This window comes from Streptomyces sp. MMG1121, from assembly GCF_001280015.1.
Classification (GTDB): domain Bacteria; phylum Actinomycetota; class Actinomycetes; order Streptomycetales; family Streptomycetaceae; genus Streptomyces.
In genome coordinates this window covers 62,182-87,039 of sequence record NZ_LGDV01000213.1, presented here as the reverse complement: position 1 = coordinate 87,039, position 24,858 = coordinate 62,182, and the positions used below count along the sequence as shown (strand labels likewise).

Annotated in this window: 23 protein-coding genes, 2 pseudogenes and 1 riboswitch; of the genes and pseudogenes, 18 read left to right on the top strand and 7 right to left on the bottom strand. The window is 71.1% G+C overall.

Annotated features, from left to right (window positions below; genetic code table 11):
- Positions 1-38: 38 nt before the first annotated feature.
- From ADK64_RS30050 to ADK64_RS30015, 8 genes are all read left to right on the top strand, one after another.
- Complete coding sequence (locus tag ADK64_RS30050; protein ID WP_053664031.1) at positions 39-1,079, top strand: ABC transporter substrate-binding protein; 1,041 nt, start codon at positions 39-41, stop codon at positions 1,077-1,079.
- Between the two features lie 56 nt (positions 1,080-1,135).
- Positions 1,136-2,101 carry a FecCD family ABC transporter permease gene (locus ADK64_RS30045; protein WP_053664029.1) on the top strand — a complete coding sequence of 322 codons (966 nt, stop codon included), beginning with the start codon at positions 1,136-1,138 and terminating at the stop codon, positions 2,099-2,101.
- A gap of 13 nt (positions 2,102-2,114) precedes the next feature.
- Positions 2,115-2,963, top strand: a complete 849-nt coding sequence (locus ADK64_RS30040) for an ABC transporter ATP-binding protein (RefSeq protein ID WP_053664027.1) — start codon at positions 2,115-2,117, stop codon at positions 2,961-2,963.
- Positions 2,964-3,136: 173 nt separating this feature from the next.
- On the top strand, positions 3,137-3,949 hold the full coding sequence (locus ADK64_RS30035; RefSeq protein ID WP_053664025.1) for a hypothetical protein: 813 nt from the start codon (positions 3,137-3,139) through the stop codon (positions 3,947-3,949).
- A 148-nt stretch (positions 3,950-4,097) separates the two neighbouring features.
- The gene (locus ADK64_RS30030; RefSeq protein WP_053664023.1) at positions 4,098-4,688 is read left to right on the top strand and encodes a sigma-70 family RNA polymerase sigma factor; all 591 of its coding nucleotides are present in this window, start codon (positions 4,098-4,100) and stop codon (positions 4,686-4,688) included.
- Positions 4,689-5,067: 379 nt separating this feature from the next.
- Positions 5,068-5,328: a hypothetical protein gene (locus ADK64_RS30025; RefSeq protein WP_053664021.1), complete on the top strand. Its 261-nt coding sequence runs from the start codon at positions 5,068-5,070 to the stop codon at positions 5,326-5,328.
- A complete protein-coding gene (locus tag ADK64_RS30020; RefSeq protein WP_053664019.1) occupies positions 5,328-7,613 on the top strand; it encodes a heavy metal translocating P-type ATPase in 2,286 nt (761 codons plus the stop codon). Before ADK64_RS30025 ends, ADK64_RS30020 begins: the two co-directional genes overlap by 1 nt.
- 73 nt (positions 7,614-7,686) lie before the next feature.
- Positions 7,687-8,190, top strand: coding sequence for a copper chaperone PCu(A)C (locus ADK64_RS30015; protein WP_053664018.1), 504 nt, complete (start codon positions 7,687-7,689; stop codon positions 8,188-8,190).
- 20 nt (positions 8,191-8,210) lie between these two features.
- Here the strand turns inward: ADK64_RS30015 and ADK64_RS30010 are convergent, their stop codons facing one another.
- The gene (locus ADK64_RS30010) at positions 8,211-8,579 is read right to left on the bottom strand and encodes an ArsR/SmtB family transcription factor (RefSeq protein WP_053664016.1); all 369 of its coding nucleotides are present in this window, start codon (positions 8,577-8,579) and stop codon (positions 8,211-8,213) included.
- A 90-nt stretch (positions 8,580-8,669) separates the two neighbouring features.
- Positions 8,670-8,869, top strand: a riboswitch (cobalamin riboswitch).
- 32 nt (positions 8,870-8,901) lie between these two features.
- On the opposite strand from ADK64_RS30010, the gene ADK64_RS30005 reads away from it, so the two are divergent.
- The 5 genes and pseudogenes from ADK64_RS30005 to ADK64_RS29990 all read left to right on the top strand — a co-directional run bounded on the left by ADK64_RS30005 (position 8,902) and on the right by ADK64_RS29990 (position 14,374).
- Entirely contained in the window at positions 8,902-10,041 is a 1,140-nt protein-coding gene (locus ADK64_RS30005; protein ID WP_053664014.1) for a HoxN/HupN/NixA family nickel/cobalt transporter, read from the top strand.
- 144 nt (positions 10,042-10,185) lie between these two features.
- A pseudogene (locus tag ADK64_RS49180) lies at positions 10,186-10,953 on the top strand (alanine racemase); the annotation flags it as partial.
- A 321-nt stretch (positions 10,954-11,274) separates the two neighbouring features.
- Positions 11,275-12,297, top strand: a pseudogene (locus ADK64_RS49175) (pyridoxal-phosphate dependent enzyme); the annotation flags it as partial.
- A complete protein-coding gene (locus ADK64_RS29995) occupies positions 12,294-13,523 on the top strand; it encodes an aminotransferase class V-fold PLP-dependent enzyme (protein ID WP_053664012.1) in 1,230 nt (409 codons plus the stop codon). The pseudogene ADK64_RS49175 and the gene ADK64_RS29995, both read left to right, overlap by 4 nt.
- Positions 13,524-13,606: 83 nt before the next feature.
- A complete protein-coding gene (locus ADK64_RS29990) occupies positions 13,607-14,374 on the top strand; it encodes a class I SAM-dependent methyltransferase (protein ID WP_053664010.1) in 768 nt (255 codons plus the stop codon).
- A 28-nt stretch (positions 14,375-14,402) separates the two neighbouring features.
- Here ADK64_RS29990 and ADK64_RS29985 read toward each other — a convergent pair whose 3' ends face one another.
- From ADK64_RS29985 to ADK64_RS29980, 3 genes are all read right to left on the bottom strand, one after another.
- The gene (locus tag ADK64_RS29985) at positions 14,403-14,966 is read right to left on the bottom strand and encodes a GNAT family N-acetyltransferase (RefSeq protein ID WP_053664008.1); all 564 of its coding nucleotides are present in this window, start codon (positions 14,964-14,966) and stop codon (positions 14,403-14,405) included.
- Positions 14,967-15,020: 54 nt separating this feature from the next.
- Positions 15,021-15,179: a hypothetical protein gene (locus ADK64_RS46205; RefSeq protein ID WP_159046366.1), complete on the bottom strand. Its 159-nt coding sequence runs from the start codon at positions 15,177-15,179 to the stop codon at positions 15,021-15,023.
- Between the two features lie 147 nt (positions 15,180-15,326).
- On the bottom strand, positions 15,327-16,007 hold the full coding sequence (locus tag ADK64_RS29980; protein WP_063789974.1) for a TetR/AcrR family transcriptional regulator: 681 nt from the start codon (positions 16,005-16,007) through the stop codon (positions 15,327-15,329).
- A 276-nt stretch (positions 16,008-16,283) separates the two neighbouring features.
- Between ADK64_RS29980 and ADK64_RS29975 the strand changes: the two genes are divergently transcribed.
- A complete protein-coding gene (locus tag ADK64_RS29975) occupies positions 16,284-17,060 on the top strand; it encodes an SDR family NAD(P)-dependent oxidoreductase (protein WP_053664004.1) in 777 nt (258 codons plus the stop codon).
- 159 nt (positions 17,061-17,219) lie between these two features.
- Complete coding sequence (locus ADK64_RS29970) at positions 17,220-18,350, top strand: hypothetical protein (RefSeq protein WP_053664002.1); 1,131 nt, start codon at positions 17,220-17,222, stop codon at positions 18,348-18,350.
- Positions 18,351-18,532: 182 nt separating this feature from the next.
- On the opposite strand, the gene ADK64_RS29965 is transcribed toward ADK64_RS29970, so the two are convergent.
- Positions 18,533-19,387: an alpha/beta fold hydrolase gene (locus ADK64_RS29965; RefSeq protein ID WP_053664000.1), complete on the bottom strand. Its 855-nt coding sequence runs from the start codon at positions 19,385-19,387 to the stop codon at positions 18,533-18,535.
- A gap of 33 nt (positions 19,388-19,420) precedes the next feature.
- Entirely contained in the window at positions 19,421-20,122 is a 702-nt protein-coding gene (locus ADK64_RS29960; RefSeq protein WP_053663998.1) for an alpha/beta hydrolase, read from the bottom strand.
- Positions 20,123-20,319: 197 nt separating this feature from the next.
- Between ADK64_RS29960 and ADK64_RS29955 the strand changes: the two genes are divergently transcribed.
- Positions 20,320-20,925, top strand: coding sequence for a CGNR zinc finger domain-containing protein (locus ADK64_RS29955; protein WP_199829743.1), 606 nt, complete (start codon positions 20,320-20,322; stop codon positions 20,923-20,925).
- 146 nt (positions 20,926-21,071) lie between these two features.
- Here the strand turns inward: ADK64_RS29955 and ADK64_RS29950 are convergent, their stop codons facing one another.
- Positions 21,072-21,593, bottom strand: coding sequence for a MarR family winged helix-turn-helix transcriptional regulator (locus tag ADK64_RS29950; RefSeq protein WP_053663994.1), 522 nt, complete (start codon positions 21,591-21,593; stop codon positions 21,072-21,074).
- A 254-nt stretch (positions 21,594-21,847) separates the two neighbouring features.
- Between ADK64_RS29950 and ADK64_RS29945 the strand changes: the two genes are divergently transcribed.
- The gene (locus tag ADK64_RS29945; protein ID WP_199829742.1) at positions 21,848-22,921 is read left to right on the top strand and encodes an alkene reductase; all 1,074 of its coding nucleotides are present in this window, start codon (positions 21,848-21,850) and stop codon (positions 22,919-22,921) included.
- Between the two features lie 1,112 nt (positions 22,922-24,033).
- The gene (locus tag ADK64_RS29940) at positions 24,034-24,810 is read left to right on the top strand and encodes an SDR family oxidoreductase (protein ID WP_053663993.1); all 777 of its coding nucleotides are present in this window, start codon (positions 24,034-24,036) and stop codon (positions 24,808-24,810) included.
- The last annotated feature ends 48 nt before the right edge of the window (positions 24,811-24,858 follow it).

Sequence of the window (24,858 nt, the reverse complement as noted above, 5' to 3'; positions counted from 1 at the left end):
CCACGTCCCACCACGACTCCGCACCACAAGGAGCCAGCATGCCGAAGCAACGGCGGTTCGCCGTCGCCCTGGTCGCATCCCTCTGTCTGATCACGGCGGCATGCGCCGGCTCGTCGGCCGACACCGCCGGCGAGAAGTCCGGCAAGGCGTCCACGACCGCGCGGACCGGCTACCCCGTCACCCTCGACAACTGCGGAGTGAGCGAGAAGTTCACCAAAGCGCCGAGCAGGGTGGTCGTGATGAACGGCGCCTCGGTCGCGGAGGTCTCCACCCTGCTCGCCCTCGGCCTCGGCGACAGGATCGTCGCCAACCAGCAGAAGTACGGGATGTCCGAGGTCCCGGGCCGGGCCGACGCCATCAAGAAGCTGCCCACCGGCGATGTCAAGGTCAACGACGCCTACGACATCCCGCGCGAGGCCATGCTCGGTCTGCGCCCCGACCTGGTGCTGTCCACCACCTCCTACGGCTTCGACGAGAAGAACGGCTTCGCCTCCCGCGACCAGCTGCGGCAGGCCGGCGCCCACACCTACGTCTCCCCGCAGGGCTGCGACCAGAACACCTCCCGCATGACCATCGCCGACAGCTACCGACTGGTGCGCGACATGGGCAGGATCTTCCACGTCGGGGACCGCGCCGAGAAGCTGATCGCCGCCTCGCAACAGCACATCGCCGCGGTCTCGGACAAGGTCAAGGGCGAGAGGCAGCCCAAGGTGATGGTGCTCTTCTCCAACATGGCCATGGGCGGCAACGACTTCAGTTCGGTCGTCGCCAAGGGCATCTACAACGACATCCTCGCCAAGGCCGGCGGCACCAACGCCTTCGCGTCGGCGTCCAGGACGTCCTTCGCCGACCTGAGCAAGGAGAAGGTGGCCGCCACCGACGTCGACGCCCTCGTCGTGATCGGCTACAACGACCCGAACCCGACGGCGTACGCCAAGAAGCTGCTCAAGGAGTTCCCCCAGTGGCCCGCCGCCAAGAACAACAAGTACGTGGTGCTGTCCGACTCGATGTACCTCGGCCCGAGCAACGACCTGGCCGTGGAGAACATCGCCAAGATGCTGCACCCGGACGCGTTCTGAGCCGCCTCCGGCCGGCCGCCGCGTTCGTCGGCCTGCTCGCCCTGCTGATCGCCGTCATGGTGGTGGCGATCAGCATCGGCGCGGTGAACATCCCTGTCGGCGACGTGTGGGGCATCGTCGTGCACCACGTCTGCGGACAGGGCACGACGAGTGACATGGCGACCGACCAGATCGTCTGGAACTTCCGCACGCCGCGGGTCGTTCTGGCCGCGCTGGTCGGTGCGGGACTGGCCGTGGCAGGCGCGGTGCTCCAGACGCTCGTCTCGAACCCGCTGGCCGATCCCACGGTCCTCGGTTTCTCCTACGGCGCCTCCCTCGGGGCCGTCCTGGTCATCACCCTGGGCGGGGCCGCGCTCGGCGGCATCGGGGTGTCCGGTGCGGCGTTCGTCGGCGCGCTGGCGGCCGGCGCCCTCGTCTTCGCCCTGGGGCGGCGCAGGGGCCGGCTCGCCCCGACGCGGCTGGTCCTGGCCGGCGTCGCCGTCGGCTACGTGCTGCTGTCGGCGACCAGCTTCGTCCAGCTGGAGGCGACGCCCACCGAACTGCGGACCGTGATGTTCTGGATGCTGGGCAGCGTGGCCGGCGCCCAGTGGAGCCAACTGCCCACGGTGGCCGCCGTCGTGCTCGCCGGCACCGCGCTGCTCTCCCTGTTCGGCCGGCGGCTGAACGCGCTCCTCGCCGGGGACGAGTCCGCGACCGCGCTCGGCGTCGACGTCAACAGGCTGCGCGCGCTCCTGCTGGTCATCAGCGCGCTGCTCACCGGAACCGTGATCGCGGTCGCGGGCGGCATCGGCTTCGTCGGCCTGATGATCCCGCATCTGGTCCGCCTCACGCTCGGCGCCGACCACCGCAGACTGCTGCCCCTGACCGCGCTCCTCGGCGCCGTCTACCTGGTCCTCGTCGACCTGCTCTCCCGTACCGTCAACCGCCCCAACGAACTTCCGCTGGGCATCCTCACGGCGCTTGTCGGCGCCCCTTTCTTCCTGTGGCTGCTGCGTCGCGACAAGGGCATGGACTCCGGATGAAACCGAACACCGCATGAAACTCACCGTGGAACAGCTCCGCATCACCCTGGACCGGGTCCCGATCCTGCGTGACGTACGTCTGGAGGTCTCCTCCGGCGACGTCGTCGGACTCGTGGGACCCAACGGCAGCGGCAAATCGACACTGTTGCGCGCGGTCTACCGCTCCCTGCGCCCCGCCGCCGGCGTCGTCCGGGTCGGCGGGGACGACGTATGGGCGCTGTCGGCGCGCACCGCGGCCCGCCGTACCGCTGCCGTCCTGCAGGACGGCGGGGGCACCGGCGGTCTGTCGGTCACCGAGATCGTCGCGCTGGGCCGCACCCCGCACCACGGCCTGCTCGGCCGGGACGGCGAGGAGGACCGCCGTGCCGTGGACGAGGCGATCGACCGCTGCGGGGTCGGACCGTTCGCCGACCGGGACCACTCCTCGCTCTCCGGCGGCGAACGCCAGCGCGTCCTGCTGGCGCGCGCCCTCGCCCAGCGGCCCCGACTGCTCGTCCTCGACGAGCTCACCAACCACCTCGACATCCGAGCCCGCTTCGAGCTGCTCGACCTCATCCGGGCCACCGGCATCACCACGCTCGCCGTGCTGCACGACCTCGATCTCGCGGCCCGGCTGTGCGACCGGCTCGTCGTCCTGCACGGTGGCAAGGCCGTCGCCGCCGGACCCGTCCTGGACGTGCTGACGCCCGCCGTGCTCCGAGACGTCTTCGGCGTCCGGGCGAGCACCGACCGCCACGCCGATGGTGTCGTTCGCATCACGTATCACGCCCAGCCCCTCGCTGACGGACAGCAGAGCGGAGAGGCGAGCGCCGGCACTCCGGAGCAGGAGGGCCGGACGGCCGGGGCCGTCATGGAGCACTGACCGAGTCCGGCCACTCCCGAGACGCTGGCGCCCCCGCATCAGGAGTCGTACGGGGACCCCGCCGGGTTCCCGGCACGGTGGGCGGTCTGGTGCGCACGCGCCCGAGCGCGGATGCTGCCTGATGCGTATCCCGGTCGCCAGCGCCCGGTCACCGGATGTCAAAATGGGGCGTCATGTCTGTGGGTGGGGTGTTCCGCGTGCTGCGGGCCGCGGTGTTCGCGGCCGTCTGTGTCGTGCTCGCGGCCATCGGCCACGTCCTGATGTCGGGCTCCCCGATCTCCTGGTGGGTCCTGCTCGGCTGTACGACGGCAGTGGGGGGCCTCGCCTGGGCGTTGGGCGGCGCCGAGCGCGGCCGGTCCGCCGTGGTCGCCCTGACGGTCGCCGTGCAGACCTGCCTGCACATCTGCTTCACGCTCGCGCAGACGGGCCGCCAGCCGGCCATGGCCGCACCGGACGACGGGGCCGCGATCCGGCAGTGGGCCTCCTATCTGCTGTGCGGGGCCGATCCCGACCCAGGGGCCGCGGCCCGGGCCTACGACCTCGCCGTGCGTGCCGGACTGACGCACAGCATGCGCCTCCCGTCGTCGCAGGGCACCGGGACCATGCGTCATGCCGGCCATGTGATGCCCGGCACGGGTGACATGGCAGGTATGCCTGGCATGTCGAGCATGCCAGGCATGACCGGCATGCATCACATGGACGGCATGACGGGGACGGCCTCATGGGGCATGCTCCTCGCCCACCTCCTGGCCGCAGTCCTGTGCGGACTGTGGCTCGCCCAGGGCGAACGCGCCGCGTTCCGGTTGCTGCGCGCCCTGGCGGACCGGGCGTTCGTCCCGCTCCGGCTCGTGCTCGCCGTGCTGCTGCCGGTCCCGCGCCGGCCACTGTGCCGCCCCCGGCGTCGTCGGGTACGCCGACCACGGCGCCTCCTCCTCGTCCACACGCTCACCACCCGAGGTCCGCCAAGGGAGATCGCTGTCCTCTGACAGCCGGTTCCCCGCCCCGCGGCATCCCGCGGCGCGGGTCCCGTTCGCGTGTCCGCGGACGGGTCTCTCCCCCTCGTGCGCGACCGACGGCGGCATCGTGCCCGCCCGCCGGATCCGTCGCACGGATTCAGTGAAAGGACCACGGGTAATGAGCCCTGCCCTGCCCGCCGTGACCGACGAGACGGTCACCGCATGGGCCCTCGCCGCCGCGGGCGGCGACAGCGACGCGGTCGACCGGTTCGTCCGCGCCCTCCAGTGCGACGTGCGCCGCTACGTGGCACACCTGGCCGGGGACCCGCAGACGGCCGACGACCTCACCCAGGACACCTTCCTGCGTGCCCTGGGCAGCCTGCACCGGTTCGAGGGGCGCTCCTCGGCCCGGTCGTGGCTGCTGTCCATCGCCCGCCGTGCGGTGGTGGACAGCATGCGGTACGCGTCCGCCCGGCCCCGGCTCTCGGACACCGGTGACTGGCAGAGCGCGGCGGAGCGCAGCCAGCCGCTCGGCCTGCCGGGATTCGAGGAAGGGGTCGTCCTCATGGACCTCGTCGACGCCCTGCCGCCCGACCGGCGCGAGGCGTTCGTCCTCACCCAGTTGCTCGGGCTGCCCTACGCCGAAGCGGCGGCCGCGAGCAGCTGCCCGGTCGGCACCGTGCGCTCCAGGGTCGCGCGTGCGCGGCTGAGTCTGGCCGGGGTGCTGGAGGCCGACCTCGTGCGTGAGACCGAGACGGCCGCCGCCTGACGGCGCGCGTCCGGCGCTCCCGGGCGGTGCCCGGTCGCAAGACCGTAGGCAACCGTTCGGAGCGGCGGACGCGCATGTCGGACGGCTGATGCCGGACAACGTCAGACACGCCGCCCCACCGGATGAAGGTGTGCTGACGGTCATCGGGAATCCACGGGAACTCCCTGCATCAAGAGCCGACTCCTCCTGCGGACTGTAGGGATCGGTTGACGACACCCCGGAGGAGAAGGCCCGGCCAGGGCGTGGAAGTGATGTCCGTCCTGCCCGTGTGACCCTTGCCACGATCTTGCCGCGGAACTCGGACGTCGACGCGTCCGACCTCTGCAGTGGTACGGCTCGACAGGACGGTTGCCGTACGACGCGACCTGGAGAACCACACATGGACCAGATCCCGACACGTGCCGTCGGCACCGTGGCCGAAGCCTCGCGCACGGCGCTTCCGCCGCCCGCCCTCTGTGCGTTCCTGCTGTTGCTGGTGGTGATGTTCGGCGTCGCCCATGCCGTCGGAGCGTCCGTCGGGCCCGTGGCCCCCGGCATGCACGCAACCCGTTCGCCCCAGGACGGCACAGGTGGCCGCGGCGCCGGATCGGACATGGGTGACATGGGCGGCGCGCAGATGATCCACGGGAGCGGGGGCTGATGACTGCCGAACCGACGCGGCAGGAGGTCGTCACCGACCTTCAGGTCGGCGGAATGACCTGCGCGGCCTGCGTCGGACGGGTCGAGAGGAAGCTCGGCAAACTGGACGGCGTCACGGCCGGCGTGAACCTGGCCACCGGCCGCGCTCGCATCAGCCATCCACCGCAGATCGGCCCGGACCAGCTGATCGCCGTTGTCGAACAGGCCGGCTATACGGCCGAGTTGCCCGACCCGCCCCGTACGCGGCGCGGCGAGGACCAGCCCGAGGCCGAGTCCGCGGAATCGAGGAGGGAGCGGGATCGGCTCGTCGGCACGGCCCTGCTCGCCGTTCCCGTCCTGGTCCTGTCGATGGTCCCCGGCCTGCAGTTCCGCAACTGGCAGTGGCTCTGCTTCGTGTTCGCCGCACCCGTGGCCGGATGGGGGGCCTGGCCGTTCCATCTGCGTGCGGTGCGCGGGTTGCGGCACGCGGCGGTGACCATGGACACACTGGTGTCGCTGGGCGTGGCGGCGTCGTTCTCGTGGTCGGCGTACGCGCTGTTCCTCGGCGGTGCGGGCGACCCCGGTATGCGGATGCCGTTCAGCCTCGTGCCCTCCGCCTCGGAGGGCGTCGCACACATCTACCTCGAAGCGGCCGTCGCGGTACCCCTGTTCGTGCTCGGAGGCCGGTTCCTGGAAGCGCGAGCCCGCCGCGGAACCGGTGCGGCGCTGCGCTCGCTGGCCCGGATCGCCGCCAAAGAGGTGTCTGTACGCCACGCCGACGGGGAAAGGCTCGTCCCCATAGAGCAGTTGCTGGTCGGGCAGGTCTTCGTCGTCCGGCCCGGGGAGCGAGTCGCCACCGACGGCACCGTGGTCGAGGGCAGCTCCGCCGTCGATCTCGCCCTGGTCACCGGGGAGGGCGAACCGGTCGAGGTCGGCCCGGGCGCCGCGGTCGTCGGCGGTGCCGTCAACGCCGGTGGGCTGCTGCTCGTGCGGGCCACCGCGGTCGGCGCCGACACCCAGCTGGCGCGCATCACCCGGCTGGTGACCGAGGCCCAGGCCGGCAAGGCGCGCGCTCAGCGGCTGGCCGACACGGTCGCCGGCGTCTTCGTCCCGGTGGTGCTGGCCCTGGCCGCCACCACGCTGGGATTCTGGCTCGGCGCCGGTGTGCAGCCGCAGGTCGCGATCACCGCCTGCGTGTCCGTACTCGTGGTCGCCTGCCCGTGCGCCCTGGGACTGGCGACACCGACCGCGCTGATGGCCGCGACCGGCCGGGGTGCCCAGTTGGGCGTCCTCGTAGGCGGCCCACAGGCGCTGGAGGGATTGCGGCACATCGACGCCGTGGTGCTCGACAAGACCGGCACCCTCACCTCGGGCCACATGAGCGTCGCCCGGGTCACCGCCGTGCCCGACGGGCTCGGCGCCGGGCAGGTGCTGAAGCTGGCGGGAGCCGTGGAGCAGGGCTCGGAGCACCCGCTGGGCCGGGCTGTCGCGGCCCACGCCGTACGACTGCTGGCCGAAGACCGACTGCCCTCGGTACGCGACTTCGTCGCCCTGCCCGCGCGCGGCGTGCGCGGTCGGGTCGGGGAGCACCTGGTCGAAGTCCTGGTCCCGGACGGCGAGTTGCCCGCGCCCCTCGCAGCCGCCCTGCCGGGCGCCGAGGCCGCCGCGCACACGGTGGTCATGGTCCGGGTGGACGGGAGAGCGGAAGCCCTGATCGAGATCGGGGACGTCCTGCGACCGGGAAGCTACCGGGCCGTGGACCGGCTGCGCCGGCTGGGTGTGCGCCCCGTTCTCGCCACCGGTGACCGTGCGGCCTCCGCCCGGGCCGTCGCCACCGACCTGGGTATCGACGACGTGCACGCCCGGTGCACGCCCGAGGACAAGGCCGCCCTCGTGCGCGCGTTGCGGAGCCGGGGACACCGGGTCGCCGTGGTCGGCGACGGCGTCAACGACGCCGCGGCCCTGGCGGTCGCCGACCTGGGCATCGCCATGGGCAGCGGAACAGACGTGGCGATCGGCGCCGCCGACGTGACGCTGGTCCGGGGCGACATCGAGACCCTCGCGGACGCGGTACGACTCGCCCGCAGCGCGCTCGGCACCATCCGCGCCAACCTCGTATGGGCCTTCGGCTACAACGTCCTCACCGTGCCACTCGCCATGGTCGGCCTGCTCAACCCGATGCTCGCGGCGGCGGCCATGTCCGTCAGCTCCCTGCTCGTGGTCGGCAACAGCCTGCGGCTGCGCGCCTGGCAGCCGTCACCGGTACGTGGTCGCACGCTGCGGCCGGCCGCCAGGAGCACGCCATGACGCCCGGCGGCCCTGCCCTGGGACGGCCGCCCACCCGCCCCCGCCCCTCGACGCCGATCGGAAGCCGCCATCCATGACCGTGCACCCCTGGATCCCGACCCGCCGCCGCCTCGCCGACGCGCTGATCGCCGCGATCGCCCCGGTGAGTGCCTGCGTTCTGGCTCTGGGCGGCCTGTCGGGGTGGGCGGCCTCCGGAAACGCGGGCAGCCCACCGCGCATCGGGGTCACCCACGCTCGGCTCTATCTGCCGTACGCGGGCGTGCCCGAGACCGCCGCGTTCTTCGGGATCACCAACACGGGAGGAGCACCGGACCGGCTGGAGAAGGTGACCTCGCCCGACATCGAGGACGGCATCTCCCTCAGCCGCCACCGGATGAACCAGGGCGCCTCGGCCTACCGCGAGGTCGCCGACACCCTGCCCGTCCCGGCCGGCGCCACGCTGGACATGTCGCCGCTCACGACCGACGTGACCGTACCCGTCACCCGGCGGTGGAAACCCGGCGATCTGGTGCCGTTCACCTTGCACTTCGAACACGCCGGACGCGTCCAGGCCCTTGCCGTGGTGGTCCGTCCGTGAAGCGCCCGCCGGCACCTCACCTACACAGCGCTGGCCGGACTCCCGCGCAGTTGGTCGAGGAAACCGGCCACCTGCGGGTCGGTGAGCCGGTAGCGCACGACACGACCGTCCTTGTGCGCGCTGACGGTTCCCGAGGCACGCAGCAGGCGCAGGATCTGGGACACGCCGGTGTCACTGACGCCGGTGGCGGTGGCCAGGTCGGTGACGGCGATGGGACCGGCGTGGTGCAGAGCCAGCAGCACGGCGAGCCGGTGGGGTTCGCCGAGCAGAGCGAAACGGTCGGCCCAGGCCGTGAGGCGGTCCGGGTCACCGATGCCCTCGATGGCTTCGCAGACGGTGTGGTCGTCGATGGCCGTGCGGTGGGAACGCTCGGCGGGCACGAGATGCATGCGGCTCATTTCACCGGCGCAGGCGGTGAAGCGCAACGTTCCGCAACACCTGCGCAACTGTGCAGCCTTGTACCGGACCAGGGCGGGAGCCTAGGGTGAGGGCGCCGTGGTGCTCGGGAAGACCGGTTCAAAATCCGGAGCGGCCCTCGCCACTGTGATCGGGAAGTCCTCGCGCCGATTCCCCCCGCTTGCCGGGGAGGGGTCACTGGGCACGCGGGTGTCTGGGAAGGCCGGGCGCGCGGACGTTTCACCCGTAAGCCAGGAGACCGGCCACGGCACCGTACGAGACCCATCCACGAGGTGCTGGAGAGGCTGGCCCGAAATGCCCCTGCCCGAAAACCCGTCCGCCACCGCGGTCCTGCCCGGGGCCATACCGGCGACGCCGGTCATACGCTGGGAGCGGCGGGACTGGATACGCACCGGCTGGCTCCTGGCTGTCGTCGCGGCCATGCACCTCGCCGCGTTCGGCATTCTCGTGATGCTGGTCCTGCCGCACCACTACAAGGTCGGAACGCAGGTCTTCGGCCTCGGACTGGGCGTCACCGCGTACACCCTGGGGATGCGGCACGCCTTCGACGCGGATCACATCGCGGCCATCGACAACACCACCCGCAAGCTCATGGCCGAGGGCAAGCGCCCCGTCTCGGTCGGCTTCTGGTTCGCCCTCGGCCACTCCACCGTCGTGGTGCTCCTGGCCGCGGGAATCGCCGGCGGGGCGCGGCTGGCCACCTCGCTCACCAGCGACAGCTCAAGTACCCGCCAGGATCTCGGCGTGGTGAGCACCCTGGCCTCCGGAGGCTTCCTCTACCTGATCGCCGCACTCAACCTGGTCTCGCTGTTCGGGATCTGGCGCGTCTTCAAAGCCATGCGGGCCGGCCGGTTCGACGAACACGAGCTGGAGAAGCACCTGGACGGCCGCGGTTTTCTGAACCGCATCCTCGGCAGGCTCACCGGATCCATCACGCGCTCGGGCCAGATGTACCTCGTGGGGCTGTTGTTCGGCATCGGCTTCGACACCGCCACCGAGGTCACCCTCATGGTCATGGCCGGTTCGGGAGCCGCCGCCGGACTGCCCTGGTACGCCATCGTCTGCCTGCCCCTGCTGTTCGCGGCCGGCATGAGCCTGTTCGACACCCTCGACGGCACGTTCATGAACTTCGCCTATCACTGGGCGTTCTCCAACCCGGTGCGCAAGGTCTACTACAACCTCACCGTCACCGGACTCTCCATCGCCGTCGCCTTCCTGATCGGCACCATCGAACTCGTCGGGGTCCTGCACGACCAGCTCGGCCTCCACGACCCCGTGACGAGCGGTATCTCGAACATCGACCTCAACAACGTCGGTCTCGTCATCGTCGGCCTCTTCGTCCTCGTGTGGGCATGCGCGCTGGCGTACTGGCGCATCGCCAAGGTCGAACACCGCTGGGACCGCACGGCCGCAGCGCGCGACGACGCCGGGTGAGAAGGCGCAAGCCGGGAAACCGTCGGCCAGGACGTGGCCGTGACCTGACCGCACAGCAGCGCTTAATGACCGTTGTAGGTGGAAATGAATACGCGCGGACGGTCGACGGGGGCCCAGGTCGGCCGATAGGAGGGGGAAGGGAGGGTGCCCTTCGTGGGTGTGCCCTTGTATCTGCGACCACGACTGGAGCCGCCGCTCACCGCGCTGCTGGACGACGCACCGTTCCTGCACTCGCTCGTCGACGCCCTCGGCTCTCCGCTGAACGTGCTGCTGCCGGAGCGGATCGCCGAGAACGCCGATCGCTTCCGTGCTGTCCTCCGCGACCACCGTCTCGCCGGCCGGGTGTACTACGCGCACAAGGCGAACCGGTCCAGCGCGCTGGTGCGGCGGCTGGCCGCGGCGGATCCCGCCGGGGTCGGCGTCGACGTCGCCTCGCTGGGGGAACTCCGGCATGTCCTGGGCTCCGGCGTCACCCCGGACCGCATCATGGCCACCGGACCGAAGGACCCGGAGTTCCTGTTGCTGGCCGCCCGCACCGGGGCGACGGTGAACGTCGACTCGGGCGGCGAGCTGGAGCAACTGGCCGGGATGGTGCGGAAGTACGACCTCCCCCGGACCGACGTCCTGCTGCGCCTGTCGGCGTTCGAGGCGGCCGGGGACTCGACAGGCGCGGGAGTGCGGGTGCTGTCGCGGCGCAGCCGCTTCGGTACACCCGTGGGAGAAGCGGGCGAGCTGCTGTCCGCGGTCGAACGCCACCGGGACGCCGTCGAGTTGACGGGTGTCGCCTACCACCTGGACACGACGGCCCTGGCGGAGAAGGTCCGCGCCCTGGAACGCTGTGTGACGGTCATGGACGAGTGCCGCGCCCGGGGCCTGGCACCACGCGTCATCGACATCGGCGGGGGCTTCGGGGTCGGCTACGTCGCCGACGCCGGTCAGTGGGAGCGGTACACCACCGCGCTGACCGAGTCGGTGCTCGGCATCCGCCCGCCCCTGACCTGGCGCGGGTACGGCTACGGGCTGCGCAACGAAGGCGGCACGGTACGCGGGGCCGCCGCCCTCTACCCCGCCCACCGCCCCACCGCCGGCCCTGGCTACCTGGACGAGCTGCTCTCGCAGACCGCGCCCGCCCTGGGCCGCCCGCCCGCCACTCTGCTCCTGGAGCACCTCTACGACCTGTACGTCGAACCGGGCCGGGCCCTCGTCGACCAGTGCGGGCTCTCGCTGGCACGGGTCCTGGACGGCGCCGAGATCGAGGAACTGCCCGGCCAGAGCGAGTGCCTCGACCCCACCGACACGGACGATCCGCTGACCCGTTTCCACCAGGTGCTCTCGCAACCGGGCAGCGAGTACGTGCACACCGACCAGTATTTCAACCCGCGCAACACGGAAGCCCACGCGGCGGGCACCGGCCCCGAGATCGTCAAGGACCTGGACGGGCGGGCACCGGACTGGTTCATCGCCTGTGTGGGTACGGCCGGTTCGTCGACCGGCGTGGCCAGGGTGCTGCGCGAGCACGACCCGGAGGTACAGGTCCTCGGCCTGGTCGCCCAGAAGTCGGACTTCATCCCCGGGATCCGGACCATCGACGAGGTGCGCCAGGTCGGCCTGTTCGACCCGGCGACCTACGACACGATCGAATCGGTCACCTCCGAGGAGGCCATCGACGGCATGCTGACCCTCATCCGCCGTTGCGGTCTGCTGTCGGGGCCGACCGGGGGAGCCGCCTATCAGGGAGCAATACGTCATCTGCGGGCGGTGGACGAGGAGTTGCCCGAGTCTGAACCGCGCCGGACGGCGGTCTTCGTCGTCTGCGACCGTGCCGAGAGCTATCTCAGCTACGTACGGCAGCGACGGCCCGAACTCCTGGGCAGCCCTCGCCGCGGACCTTCCGTCACCGCCCTGACGGAAGCCGACGTACGTGCCGAGGGCAAGGCCATCGGCACCGACGACGCCCGGCGATGGATCACCGGCGGGGAGCCGCCCCCGCTCGTCGTGGACCTGCGGGGCCCGCACGCCTACGCGGCGCTGCACATCGAGGGATCGGTCAACATCGTCGACGAGATCTTCGAGGAACTCGTCCGCGGCGGACTGCCCTTCAGCAAACGGCGGCCGGTGCTGCTGTCCTGCCCGGTCGGTGAGAAGTCCGCCCGGTACGCTGCGCTGCTGACCCGGATGGGACATCCCGACGTGCGCAGCCTGGCCGGCGGCATCGTCGCCTGGCGGGACGCGGGCGCTCCGCTGGTGCGGGAGTGAGTGCTCTGCACCCCGTTTTCGGACAGGACCGGGACGAGGCGGCCGACTGGCAGCGTGAGGTGCGGGAGCAGTTCCCCATCATCGCCGCCCACCCCGAGCTCGCCTACCTCGACAGCGCGGCCACCGCGCAGAAGCCGCGGGCCGTACTGGAGGCCGTGCAGACGTATCTCACGACGTCGAACGCCAACGCGGGGCGGGGCGCCTATCCATGGGCGAACCGGACGACGGACCTGGTGGAACGGACCCGACGGCGGGTCAAGGAGTTCCTGGGCGACGCCGATCCCCAGCGATCGGCCGTCCACTTCACCAGCGGCACCACAGAGGGACTACGCACCGTCGCCCGGGACTGGCTGGCCACCTGGCTCACCGACGGCGACGAGATCCTCGTCCCGTTCGCCGACCACCGGGCGAACCTGGACCCCTGGCTGGAGGCCCAGCGGCTGCTGGCCGACCGCGGGATCCGCGTCCATGTGCGAGCACTTCCGTACCAGCGGGATTCGGGCGACTACGACCACCGGGCGTTCGACCGGGTCATCGGCCCGCGCACCCGTTTCGTGGCCGTCACGCACGTCCATCACGTGTACGGCGGCGACATGAACGTGCACCGCATCCGCGACGCCGTGGGCCCGGACGTACCCATCTGTCTGGACGCAGCCCAGAGCGTCGGCCATCTGCCGGTCCGGGTCGGCGCGTCCTCGCTCGACGCGGACTTCGTCGTCTTCTCGGGGCACAAGGCACTGGCGCTGCCCGGCTCAGGGGCGGTCTGGGCGCGCAACACACGCGGCCCGGCCTTCCGGCCCGGTGGCTGGCAGGGCACCCCCAACACCGTGGGCATCGCCTCGCTGGAGGCCGCGCTCGACTGGCTGGACGAGGTCGGCACGGACCGGATCGCACACTGGACGGCCGCCCTCACCACCCGGCTCACCGACGCGCTACACCGCCTTACCCCCTACGAGATCCTGGGGTGTGGATCCAGCCTGGCCGCCGGCTCCGCACTCCCCGCCGGACAACGACGCCACGGCATCGTCACCTTCAGACACCGTGACATCCCCTCGGACGACCTCGGCTTCATCCTGTTCAGTCACGGCTTCATGGTCCGGGCGGACAACCTGTGCCAGGCCGGCACGGACGAGAGGAAGGACGGTTCCGTACGGGTCAGCCTGCACGTGTACAACACCGTCGACGAAATCGACCGCCTTCTGGCCGTACTCACCTCGCTCGGGTGAATCCGCGATGAAAACCGTTTCCACCACCTGTACATTCGGCGGTGTCCTTGACAGGTGTGAGACCGAAGAGGTGGTGCGACCAGATGGGCGTGAGCATGGCGACGGCCAAAGAGTGGGTGGAGCGCTGGGAACGGCAACAGCAGCGCTACGCCGTCGACCGCGAGGAGCGGTTCACCGTGATCGCCGACGTGGTCGAGCACGTCACGGCGGGCCGCGCCGGACCACTGCTCCTGGACCTGGGCTGCGGGCCCGGTTCCCTGGCGGCCAGGCTCGCCCGGCGCCTGCCGGACGCGGAGATCGTCGCCGTCGACATGGACCCGCTCCTGCTGGAACTCGGCCGCACCCACCATGCGGGCGCCGCCCGCTACGTGGACGCCGTGATCGGTGACGACCGCTGGACCGATGCCCTGGCACTGGACCGCCCGCTGGACGCGGCCGTCTCCACGACAGCCCTCCACTACCTCCCGGAGCCGACTCTGCTGCACACCTACCGGCGCCTCGCGGAACTCCTGCGCCCGGGTGGCGCCCTGGTCAACGGCGACCACTTCCCCCAGGACGCCCCACGCTGCTCGGAACTCACCGCGCACGTGGGCCGCCGCCGGGCCGAGCGCGCCGGCAGCCATGCCCACGAGGACTGGCAGTCCTGGTGGAGCAGGGCGGCCCAGGACCCGGAGCTCGCCGACCTGTTGGTCCAGCGCGAGCGCCGCCCGTCCGGGCACGCCCGTGGAAGCACGGGCTGCCACCTGAGCGCGGACCGCCATGCCGCACTCCTGCGGCAGGCGGGCTTTCACCATGTCACGCCGGTCTGGCAGTTCGGCGACAGCCAGGTCCTCGTGGCGGTCAAGGACTGATACGCCCAGGCCTCCGCGGCCGCGGCTGTCAGAGGACGAGGCTCATCAGGATCTCGTCGCGGTCGTCGCCGGGCGCCACCCGCAGCGCCCCCGGCCATCGACCGACCTCGACCCACCCCAGCTTGCGGTAGAACTCCTCCAACCCCAGGCCCGCCCTCGCGCCGAGCCCCAACCGTTCCAGCCCCATCTCGTCGCGGGCGATGTCGCGGACGCGGTCCATGAGCGCGACGCCGACGCCCAGACCGCGGAACCGGGGGTGCGTCTGGACATGGTTGACCACACCGCAGTGCGCTACGAGCGGGTGCGGATCCCGGCGCAGGATCAGCCAACCGGCAAGTACACCGTCGACGGTGGCCACCAGCAGCCTGCATCGCCGCGGATCGAGTCCGTCGACGATCCGGTCCAGTACCGGCCCGACCTCCCGCGCGCTCACCGGCGGCGGCGGAAACCCGTACGGGATGACCGCCCCGCCGGCGTTGCTCACCGTCACCCAGCAGTCGACGAGATCCCGTCTGAGGCCCGAGGTGACCTCGCCTGGCAGGGTGATCTGTGCGACCTGTGGTGGCGTTGCTCCGGCCCCGGCGCTTCTCATGGTGGTCCTGCGGCTCCTTCACACACGTACGACCGCTTGTCCGATGAGTTGCCTTCAGGTCGGCACTGTAGCTGCCTGCATGAGGGCGAAGACGCCCCAGCCCAGGTGCTCGGAGCGCGTGGAGCGGACGGGGCCGGTGCTGAGTTCCTCCCGGAGCGCCGCGGCGAGTTCGTCCTCGGGGTTGCTGTCCAGCCAGCGGCGGATGTTGAGCACTGGGGCCCAGTAGCGGGTCTCGCTGGTCGGCGACCGGGACCATGCTGGCCATGGGCTGTCGGCCGCAGTGTCGCCGTCGTCCGTTCCGAGAGGTCGTGTGGGTGGACCTGTTGTCGCAGGTCACCCAAGTGCTTTCGGCCGGCGGTCTCAGCTCTCGGCGAGCCCCGTCCGGTCGAGCCCCGTCCGTAGGTGGACGGTCAGCTCTTCGTGCGTCGGGGACGGGGGGAGCGGCCGGGAGCTGTGCGGGCGCAGTCCGTCCACGAAGATGTGCACGTGCCGGGTGGCGAGGGCGGTGGCCTCTTCCTCGGGGAGGTACGGCAGAGGGCGACAGACCAGGGCCCCGGTGGTGATCAGGTCCATGTGCGTGGCATCCGGGCGGATGGCGCCCTCGGTGCGCGCGTGTGCCAGAAGCTCTTCGAGGAGGGGGGCGATCCGGCTCTGGAGCTCGGCCGCTTCGTGAGTGGCGGGAACGGGGCCACCGATGAGGGGGAGCACGAGCGTGTCCCGCTTCTCGACGAGGCGCAGCAGGAACCCCTCGATGGCGGCCAGGGGGTCCTGCGGGGCGGCGTCCAGTGCCTGGTGAGCGGCCTCGATCACCAGGGTGAACCCGTCGAGCACGACCTGCTGGACGAGGGCGTTGCGGTCGGGAAAGCGCCGGTAGAGCGTGGCGATGTTCACTCCCGCGCGGCGGGCGATCTCGTCCAGGGGCGCGGCAGTGCCCAGTTCGCGAAAGGCGGTGCGCGCGGCGGCGAGGATCTGGGCCCGGTTGCGGGCCGCGTCCGCCCGCAACCGCGGCCTGCCGCCCTCACTGACGCTGCGGGAAGTCACGGTGACTCCGTCCTTTCTCGATCACGTCGCCCGGCCCCGACGTCTGCCGGTCGACGCCTTGAGATTACGTCACCGTGGGCCATCTGAAGTTCTAAGTGAAGGATTTCCTGCACTTTGGTGTTACGGTTGCCGAGACCGCTGGCGGCACGCACTGCGAGGAACCACGGGGACCTCCTCTGGGACCCGGTGCCCCGGCCGGCCGCGCGTTCGGGCGCCGCAGGCGTCGCTCGTCGCGCCTTCCCCGCGTAACCCGAGACAAGAGAAGTGGTGTCATCCGTGCAGAGGACACGTTTCGAAGGCAAGGTCGCGGTAGTCACCGGCGGCAGCCGGGGGATCGGCGCGGCCGTCGTGCGGCGGCTGGCCGGTGAAGGCGCGGCCGTGGCGATCGGCTACCGCGGCAACAAGGAGGCGGCGGACGCGCTCGTCGCCGAACTCGTGACCGCCGGTGGCCGGGCGATCGCGCTCCAGGCCGATGCCGCGCACCCCGAGCAGACCGGCGAGCTGATCGAGCGGACGGTGTCCGAGTTCGGCCGGCTGGACGTGCTCGCGTCCTGCGCCGGTATCGAGCACTTCGACGCGCTGGAGAAGATCGCGCCTGCCGACTTCGACCGCGTCTTCGCGGTCAACACGCGCGGGCAGTTGTTCGCCGTCCAGCACGCCGTCGCCCGCATGAGTGAGGGCGGTCGCATCGTGCTGACGTCGTCGGTGAGCGCGTCGAGGGCGTTCTTCCGGCACACCCTGTATGCCGCCAGCAAGGCGGCGGTGGAGTCGATGGTGCTGAACCTGTCCGCCGAACTCGGTCAGAAGGGCATCACCATCAACGCCATCGCCCCGGGTGGCACCGCCACGGACATGGCCGTGGCGCACGGGGCGAGCTATCTGCACCCCGACCTGGTCGGCAAGCAGGATCTGTCCGCGTGGCTCAACGTCGGGGTCGCACTGCGGCGGCTGGCGGAGCCCTCGGAGATCGCCGCCGGATACGCCTTCCTCGCCTCCGACGACGCGGCCTACATGACCGGCCGCACCCTGCAGTTGGACGGCGGGATGTTCTAGCGGACGGTACGGCTTCGGTTCGCCAAGGGGCGGTGCACCCGGCTCCCGCCCCGACCGCCTCCTGTCCCGACCGCCCTTGCCCGTCCGGCTCGCGGCCTCGTCGGGAGCACACCACCCCAGGGGGCTGCGGCCCCGCGACCTCGGAGAGTTCCTCACCACATGCACCACCCCACGACGTTCCCACCCGGGGCCCCGCCCGACTTCACCCCGCACGCTCCGAGCGCGGACTACGCGGCCGAACACGGACGACACGCGAGGCACGCGCTGGTCGACTCCGAGCCGGGCCTTCCCGCGCCCGTGCTCGCGGCGGCGGCCGGCGTCCGCAAGGCGGTACTCGTGCCGGTGGTCACCGCCCTGGCCATCGGCACCGTGTTCGTCGCCGTGTACCTCGCGGCCTTCCACGCACCGTCGGCGCGGCATCAGCCCGTGGGCATCGCCGCATCCGACAAGGTGGCCGCCCGCACGGAACTCGCCCTCAACAACGCGGCGCCCGACGGATACACCTTCTACCGCTATCCGGACGCCGAGGCCGCCCGCCATGCCGTCACCCACGACGAGGTCCCGGCCGCCCTGGTCGCCGACCGCGACGGTACGCGCGTGCTGGTGGCCGGTGCGCAGGGGCCGTCCACCGTTTCCAGCCTCGCCACGGCGATGACGGCGGCCGTCGGAAAGCCGGTTCCCGTCAAGGACGTACTGCCCCTGGCGGCGGGGGACTCCCGCGGGTTGTCGGTGTTCTACGCCGCCTTCGGCGTGGTCCTCGCCGGCTTCCTCTTCGCGGTGTCCTCCTACCAGATCGCCCCGCGCCTGAGGCTGGCCGTCCGCGTCGCCTCGATGCTGGTCTTCTCCGCCGCGTCCGGCGTGGTGGTGGCACTGATCGCGCACACCGGCTTCAGCGCGCTGCCGGGCTCCTTCGCCGTGATCACCCTCGTGGTGGGCCTGCTGGCGTGGGCGTCCGCCGCGGCGGCCGGGCTGCTGCTGCGCCTGTTCGGGCCGCTCGGCATGCCGGTCGCCTCCGTGGTGCTGCTGATACTCGGCAACGCCACCTCCGGTGGCATCCTGCCGGCCACCTTCCTGCCCGCCTGGCTCGCGCCGCTCGCTTCGGTCATGCCTCCGGCGGCCGCGGTGCGTGGACTGCGAGGCGCCGCGTACTTCCACGACACGCATCTGGCCGACGCCATAGGCACCCTGGCGCTCTGGGCCCTGGGCTGCCTCACCGTCCAGTACGCGCTGGACCGCGTCGCCACCCGTCGTACGAGGGCCGGGATCCCCGCCACCGTCGCCGGGCGCTGAGTCACCCCTGACACCGTGTCTCCCGGCGCCGACCTCCCTGCGACAGGGACGGCTCCACCCAGATGTTCTGGCCCGTCCGGGCGAGGTGGGAGCCTCGGGGCCGGGTCGGTTCGGCAACCGTGAACCGACCCGGGACGCCCTCGTGGGCAAGCCCGTACTGCCGGCCGCCACCCGGGCGAGGTTCAGGCCTTGAGGAATTCACGGATGGCAGCAGCGACCACCTCTGCGTGCGTCTCCAGCGCGAAATGACCGGTGTCCAGCAGCCGGACATCGGCGTCGGGGATGTCCCGCTGGAACGCCTCGGCTCCAGCGGGCAGGAAGAACGGGTCGTTGCGGCCCCAGACGGCCAGCAGCGGCGGCCGGTGGGTCCGGAAGTACTCCTGGAACGCGGGATAGAGCCGCACGTTGCTCGCGTAGTCGAGAAAGAGGTCCAGCTGGATCTCGTCGGCGCCCGGACGCGCTAGGTAGTGGTTGTCGAGCGTGTAACCGTCGGGCGAGACCGACGACGGCTCGGTCACCCCGTGGGTGTACTGCCACACGGTCGTCTCGGGCTGCAGCAGGCTGCGGAGCGCGTCGCGGTTGGCCTGTGTGGGCTCCTCCCAGTACGCGCGGATGGGGTTCCAGCCGTCACTGAGCCCTTCCTCGTAGGCGTTGCCGTTCTGCGTGACGATCGCGGTGATCCGGTCCGGCCGCCGTACGGCCAGCCGGAACCCGATCGGGGCACCGTAGTCGAACACGTAGAGCGCGTAGCGGTCGAAGCCCACCGAGTCGGTGAAGCCTTCGACGATGTCCGTGAGGGCTTCGAAGGTGTAGGAGAAGCTGTCACGGTCCGGCATGTCGGACTGCCCGAAGCCGGGCAGGTCGGGTGCGATGACGTGGTAGCGGTCGGCGAGCTGCGGGATGAGGTCCCGGAACATGTGGCCGGCGCTCGGGAAGCCGTGCAGCAGGAGCAGCTTCGGGGCGTCCGAGGGCCCTGCTTCACGGTAGAAGACCTTCAGGCCGTGAACGTCGGCGGTGCGGTAGGCGATCGGGTTCATGGTGCGCTTGTCCTTCGTGTCGGTCGAGACGGACTACTGCTGGGGTGTCGCCGCATCACGCACGGCGTCGAGGACGATGTCCACGACGTCTTCGGGTGCGGTGATCAGCGGCGTGTGGTCGACCGGGCGGGTGCGGGCACGGGCACCCATGCGCTCGGCCATGAAGCGCTGTGTATCCGGGGCGATCATGCGGTCGTCCTCGGCGATCAGGAACCAGCTCGGGCGGTCCTTCCACAGCGGCCGCTCGACCGGGGCGCCGATACAGGACACCGCGATGGGGCGCTGCACGGCGGCCAGGACCGCCTGCTCCTCGGAAGAGGCGTTCTGCGCGAAGGCGCCGGCGAAGTCCTCGTCGTGCAGCCACACCAGCCCATGGGAATCGGGCTCCAGCTGCGGCGCCTTCGGATGCGGCTGACCTCGGTGGAACACGTCGCCGGCGGACTCTCCCTCGTCGGGCGCCAGTGCTGCGACGTAGACCAATGAGGCGACCTTCGCAGCGGACGCCGCCGCGACGACCGCGCCGCCGTACGCGTGGCCGACCAGCACCACCGGGCCCCGGAGCCGCTCCAGAACACGGTCGAGCGCCGCGATGTCGTCGCCCAGGGAGGTCAGCGGCAGGGGTGCTGCGACGACGTTGACGCCGTGAGCCTTCAACGGGCCGATCACCTTCCTCCAGCTCGATCCGTCGGCCCACGCCCCGTGCACGAGCACGACGTCGATGCGGTTGGTGGACATGTTTCCGTCCTCACCTGCCGGACGCGCGCCGACTGCCTCCGCCGGTGCCGAACCACCACGTCGCCCTAATGGTTAATGGAAGGCTATACACGTTAGGTCTATAATGGCAACAGGTCGCTCGTATCCGTTAGTCCTGGAGGTCCCGGTACGTTCGACTCGCGGCAGGATCGAGCAAGCTAATGGGTAACATTGAGTACATGACGAAAGGGCCTGGCCTTGAGGACGTACAGCGTGCCGGCTTCCCGATGGGCGGCGAACCCTTGGTCGCCCTGGACCTTGCGGACACCCTGCTGCTCGCCGCCCAGCCGCCCGTCGACCTGATCGACTCCCCGGCGGCCGGTGCGACCTGGTGGACGGTGCAGGCGGCACGGCTCCCCGAGGGCCCCACCCCCAGCCTTGAGGCCACCCGGGCACTGCGGGCCGCGATCCGCGACGTACTCGACGCCCATCTGGCGGGCCGCCCCCCGCTGGACACCTCCATCGAGGACATCAACGCGGCCGCGGCCGCCGTGCCCACGAGCCCGCGCATCGTCAGGACCCGGACCGGCATCGCCACACAGACCCGCTGGCACACGGAGCAGGGCGGCAACGCCGCCCTCGCCGCCCTCGCTCGCGAGACCATCGAACTGCTCGCCTCGCCCGAGCGACTGGCCACCCTTCGACGGTGCGCCAACCCGTCCTGCTCGATGCTGTTTCTCGCCGCGACCAAGCGGCGGACCTGGTGTGCGGCCAACGTGTGCGGCAACCGGGTCAGGGTCGCCCGCCACTACGAGCGCACACGCGGCGAGAACAAGAACCCTTGACGTCCCTCTCCGGGCGCGAGGAGTGGGGGGCGGATCCTGAGTCCGCGTCAGGCGCCTGGGCGGCCTTGACCGCCGTCGGGAAGCCGGCCTTCACCGGTGCCTTCCGCACCTTCAGGAATAGCGCCCCGGGCCTCGGAAGGCCGGGCTCACGCATCCTGTGACGTGGCGCGGATGAGGCTCTCCTCGATCCGTCCCAGGACTGCGACGGCCTCGGTCCGCTCGGCGGACGTCATGTGTTCGGTGAGGCTGGCTTCGAGGTCCAGCCAGACCTGTTCCACCTCGCTGCGCAGGGCGAGGCTGGCCGCGGTGGGCTCGACGATGGTCGCCCGCTTGTCGGTGGTGGAGGGGCGGCGGCGCACGAATCCCGCGTTCTCCAGGCGCTGGATGGTGCGCGTCATGGTGGCGGCGTCGGAACCGAGCAGGCGGACCAGGTCGGTCTGGCGCTGCGGACCGCGATCCCACAGCTGCATCATGACGAGTTCCTGGCTGGGATGAAGGCCGACGCGGCGCAGTAGTTGGCCGGCCAGCATCCGGTGAAGGCGCGCCACGCGGAAGATCGCGTGATTGATGGCGCCGGCCGCGACGGAATCCGGCAGGCGCACACTCGCCGGTCCGGCGGCGTCGGCCGCGGCGGGCCGACGGGTGTCGGTGGGTTCCGGCTGGCTCATGGGTTCCTCGTGTGACCTGTCGTAATTGCTTGAGCAGCTAAATCGTACCGCTCACCGGTGTCGGACGTGACTGCGGCCGCCCACGGGACGGTGCTGTCCATGCTTGGTGACGTGGATCATGTGTGCCGCGGGATGGTTCCATGAGATTTACTTGTTCGGACAGTAAACGGGTCGGGTGCGGCAGCGCCGGACCCTGCCGACGAGAGGCCGTCTCTCGTGCGGCCTGCCTCATTTCGTGAGCAAGGATGATGATCATGTCGAAGGCCTTCGAAACGTACGACCTGGGCGGCAAGCGCCTCGCCAACCGCATCGTGATGGCACCGATGACCCGCTCCCGCGCCTACGGCGAGGGCAACAGCCCCACCGACCTGATGGCCGAGTACTACGCCCAGCGCGCCAGTGCCGGCCTGATCATCACCGAGGGCACCCAGCCGTCGGCGATCGGCCAGGGCTACCCCGACACCCCCGGTATCCACTCGGACGAGCAGATCGCCGCCTGGCGCAAGGTCACCGACGCCGTCCACGCCCGTAACGGCGTGATCTACCTGCAGCTGATGCACACCGGCCGGGTCGGCCACCCGAGCCTGATGGGGCGCACCCCCGTCGGCCCCTCTCCGGTCAAGGCCGACGGACAGGTGTACACCCACGCCGGCCCCCAGGACTTCGTCACCCCCGCGGAACTCACCCACGACGAAGTCCTGGAGACGATCGCCGACTACGCCGCGGCCGCCCGCAACGCCGTCGCGGCCGGCTTCGACGGCGTGGAACTCCACGGAGCCAACGGCTACCTCATCCACCAGTTCCTCGCCCCCAACTCCAACACCCGAACCGACGCCTGGGGCGGCACGCCCGAGGCCCGCATCCGTTTCGCCGTCGAGGTCGCCAAGGCCACCGCCGACGCCATCGGCGTGGACAGGACGGGCTTCCGTATCTCCCCGGCCAACCCCTACAACGACATCGACGAGAGCGACCGCACGGACGTGGATGCCACGTATGCGGCTCTGGTGGACGCCCTCGCGCCCCTCGACCTGGCCTATCTGCACCAGATGGAGGCCCCCGAGGTCCGAGACCTCACCCTGCGCCTGCGCAAGGCCTGGCCCACCACCTTCATCCTGAACCCCTTCACCGGCAACGCCCCCACCGGTCCCGACGAACTCGCCCTGATCCAGGACGGCACCGCCGACCTCATCGCCTACGGCGGCCTCTTCCTCGCCAACCCCGACCTCCCGGCCCGCCTCGCCGCAGGCGGCCCCTTCAACACCCCGGACCGCGCCACCTCCTTCGGCGGTGACCACACCGGCTACACCGACTACCCCACCCTCGGCTGACACCTGGTCGAAAAAACCCTGCGCCTCCGGCTGGGCGAGGGCAGCGCCGCCCACCGGGTCGCGCAGGGGCCGGCCGCAACAGGTTCATTACCAGCGGGCGTACCCCGTCGCGGGTTCACTGGGAAGGGGGGACGGGCCGGCGAGGCGACGTGTTCCTCCCGGTGGCGGGGGTCCAGCACGGTGCACGCCGGCCGGATGGTGCCGCACCAGCGCACCGCGGGACCGCAGGGCCGTCGGTCGGGGCCGGCACCAGGCACTGTGTCGATGACGACGGCTCTCCGCGGGGGCCCATGGGAGCGGCGGTCGTACGGCTCGGTCCGCTCGCGACCGAAGCCGGCGTCGAGGGGTCGGGGCATGGTTTCGGATCGGGATGCCTGCGGACGGCTTGCCGCCCGGCCGCCTCCGTTCGGCCCCGGCGCCACGGCGGGTCGCCCACCGCAACTGACGGACTGCCTCTGCGTGTCTGCCCGAGGCCACGGTGTGGTGCGGGGCGTGCGCGGGACGCGCAGGCGTCGGGAGGCGAGCGGACGAGGTGATCGACCATGGCGAGAACACGCCGGTTTCAGTTCCTGATGCGGGGGAGGCGTGTCATCGTGGGGATGGCCCGGCCCGTCGCATTCCCCCGTAGCGACGGGCCGGGCCTTGCTGTGCCCGCAGGCCGAACTCGCCCTTGGCGTACGCGTACGAGACTGAAGAGATCCTGCACGTCGTCGGCGTGACATCCGTGCCCGGCGGCTGCGTCGTGACCCGGCCATGGGGCTACGGGCCGCGGACGCCGGGCGGGGAGGGGCCGTGTTCCGACAAGCGGTATCCGCTGTGAGTCCGCCCCGCCGAGGGTGCGCCACGGACTCCCCGCCGGGGCTTCACCCTTCGAGGGATTGACGAGTGGGCCCGCGCCCACGAATTCGGAACGGCTCCACAGGGGGCTGGAATGCCATAGGAACGCCCTATAGCGCGTACTGGAATTCCGTCTTTGCCGCTGGTTCATTTCCGGACGTACCGTGAAACAGCTCGACGACGTGCTCAGCGCGATTCTCCGAGGGTTCGCGCTCTGCGCACGTCGATTTCTCTTCTGTTGAGCGGACAATTACGCGATCGAGAGGACCGGTGGCATGACCACATTCGAGGACGGATCGGGAACGCGAGAACTCACGGGAAAGCGGGCCCTGGTCACGGGTGGTTCTCGCGGAATCGGAGCGGCCGTCGTGCGCCAACTCCTGGACGCGGGCGCCGAGGTGCTCACGACCGCCAGGTCGGCGACGAGCACGGTGCCGGAGGGGGCCAGCTTCGTGGAGGCCGACGTACGGACACGAGCCGGCGCGGAGGCGCTCGCCGCGGCCGCGCAAGAGGTGCTCGGCGGGGTGGACGTCCTGGTCCACAACGCGGGTGGGGCGCGCCCGCACGAGGGCAGCTCGGCCATCCCCGACGAGGAGTGGCAGGATGCGCTGGACCTGAATTACCTGGCGTCGGTGCGGCTGGACTCGCTGCTGGTACCGGGCATGCGGGAACGGCGTTCGGGCGTGATCGTGCACGTCTCGTCGGCCGCGGTCCTCACCCCGGTGGCACCCTTCCTGCACTACACGGCGGCGAAGGCGGCGCTGGAGAACTACAGCCGGGGACTGGCCCTGGAGCAGGCTCCGTTCGGAATCCGGGTCAACACCGTGACTCCCGGCAGAGTCGCCACCCCCGGCGGCGAAGCGACGCGGGAGCAGTGGGCGCGCCTGGACGTGGCGCCGGGTCGGACCAACGCCCACGACACCGCGCCGTTGGGGCGCGATGGCCAGCCCGACGACATCGCCCACGCGGTGTCGTTCCTCGTGTCCGACCGGGCGAGCTGGCTGACGGGGAGCAATCTCGTCGTGGACGGCGGTGAATTTCCCCGGGGCTGATGCCGACGGCGTTCCGGAACACCGGTTTCGGCACAAAGAAAGCGGCGG

Excerpts from the sequence above, each read along its gene's own strand:
- ADK64_RS30035 (WP_053664025.1), top strand. The coding sequence starts at position 3,137 with ATGTCTGTGGGTGGGGTGTTCCGCGTGCTGCGGGCCGCGGTGTTCGCG.
- ADK64_RS29945 (WP_199829742.1), top strand. The coding sequence starts at position 21,848 with ATGTCGAAGGCCTTCGAAACGTACGACCTGGGCGGCAAGCGCCTCGCC.
- ADK64_RS29985 (WP_053664008.1), bottom strand. The coding sequence starts at position 14,966 with ATGAGAAGCGCCGGGGCCGGAGCAACGCCACCACAGGTCGCACAGATC.
- ADK64_RS29940 (WP_053663993.1), top strand. The coding sequence starts at position 24,034 with ATGACCACATTCGAGGACGGATCGGGAACGCGAGAACTCACGGGAAAG.
- ADK64_RS29960 (WP_053663998.1), bottom strand. The coding sequence starts at position 20,122 with ATGTCCACCAACCGCATCGACGTCGTGCTCGTGCACGGGGCGTGGGCC.
- ADK64_RS29970 (WP_053664002.1), top strand. The coding sequence starts at position 17,220 with ATGCACCACCCCACGACGTTCCCACCCGGGGCCCCGCCCGACTTCACC.
- ADK64_RS29950 (WP_053663994.1), bottom strand. The coding sequence starts at position 21,593 with ATGAGCCAGCCGGAACCCACCGACACCCGTCGGCCCGCCGCGGCCGAC.
- ADK64_RS30030 (WP_053664023.1), top strand. The coding sequence starts at position 4,098 with ATGAGCCCTGCCCTGCCCGCCGTGACCGACGAGACGGTCACCGCATGG.
- ADK64_RS29955 (WP_199829743.1), top strand. The coding sequence starts at position 20,320 with ATGACGAAAGGGCCTGGCCTTGAGGACGTACAGCGTGCCGGCTTCCCG.
- ADK64_RS30045 (WP_053664029.1), top strand. The coding sequence starts at position 1,136 with ATGGTGGTGGCGATCAGCATCGGCGCGGTGAACATCCCTGTCGGCGAC.
- ADK64_RS30005 (WP_053664014.1), top strand. The coding sequence starts at position 8,902 with ATGCCCCTGCCCGAAAACCCGTCCGCCACCGCGGTCCTGCCCGGGGCC.
- ADK64_RS30040 (WP_053664027.1), top strand. The coding sequence starts at position 2,115 with ATGAAACTCACCGTGGAACAGCTCCGCATCACCCTGGACCGGGTCCCG.
- ADK64_RS30025 (WP_053664021.1), top strand. The coding sequence starts at position 5,068 with ATGGACCAGATCCCGACACGTGCCGTCGGCACCGTGGCCGAAGCCTCG.
- ADK64_RS30050 (WP_053664031.1), top strand. The coding sequence starts at position 39 with ATGCCGAAGCAACGGCGGTTCGCCGTCGCCCTGGTCGCATCCCTCTGT.
- ADK64_RS30020 (WP_053664019.1), top strand. The coding sequence starts at position 5,328 with ATGACTGCCGAACCGACGCGGCAGGAGGTCGTCACCGACCTTCAGGTC.
- ADK64_RS30010 (WP_053664016.1), bottom strand. The coding sequence starts at position 8,579 with ATGCATCTCGTGCCCGCCGAGCGTTCCCACCGCACGGCCATCGACGAC.
- ADK64_RS29965 (WP_053664000.1), bottom strand. The coding sequence starts at position 19,387 with ATGAACCCGATCGCCTACCGCACCGCCGACGTTCACGGCCTGAAGGTC.
- ADK64_RS29990 (WP_053664010.1), top strand. The coding sequence starts at position 13,607 with ATGGGCGTGAGCATGGCGACGGCCAAAGAGTGGGTGGAGCGCTGGGAA.
- ADK64_RS30015 (WP_053664018.1), top strand. The coding sequence starts at position 7,687 with ATGACCGTGCACCCCTGGATCCCGACCCGCCGCCGCCTCGCCGACGCG.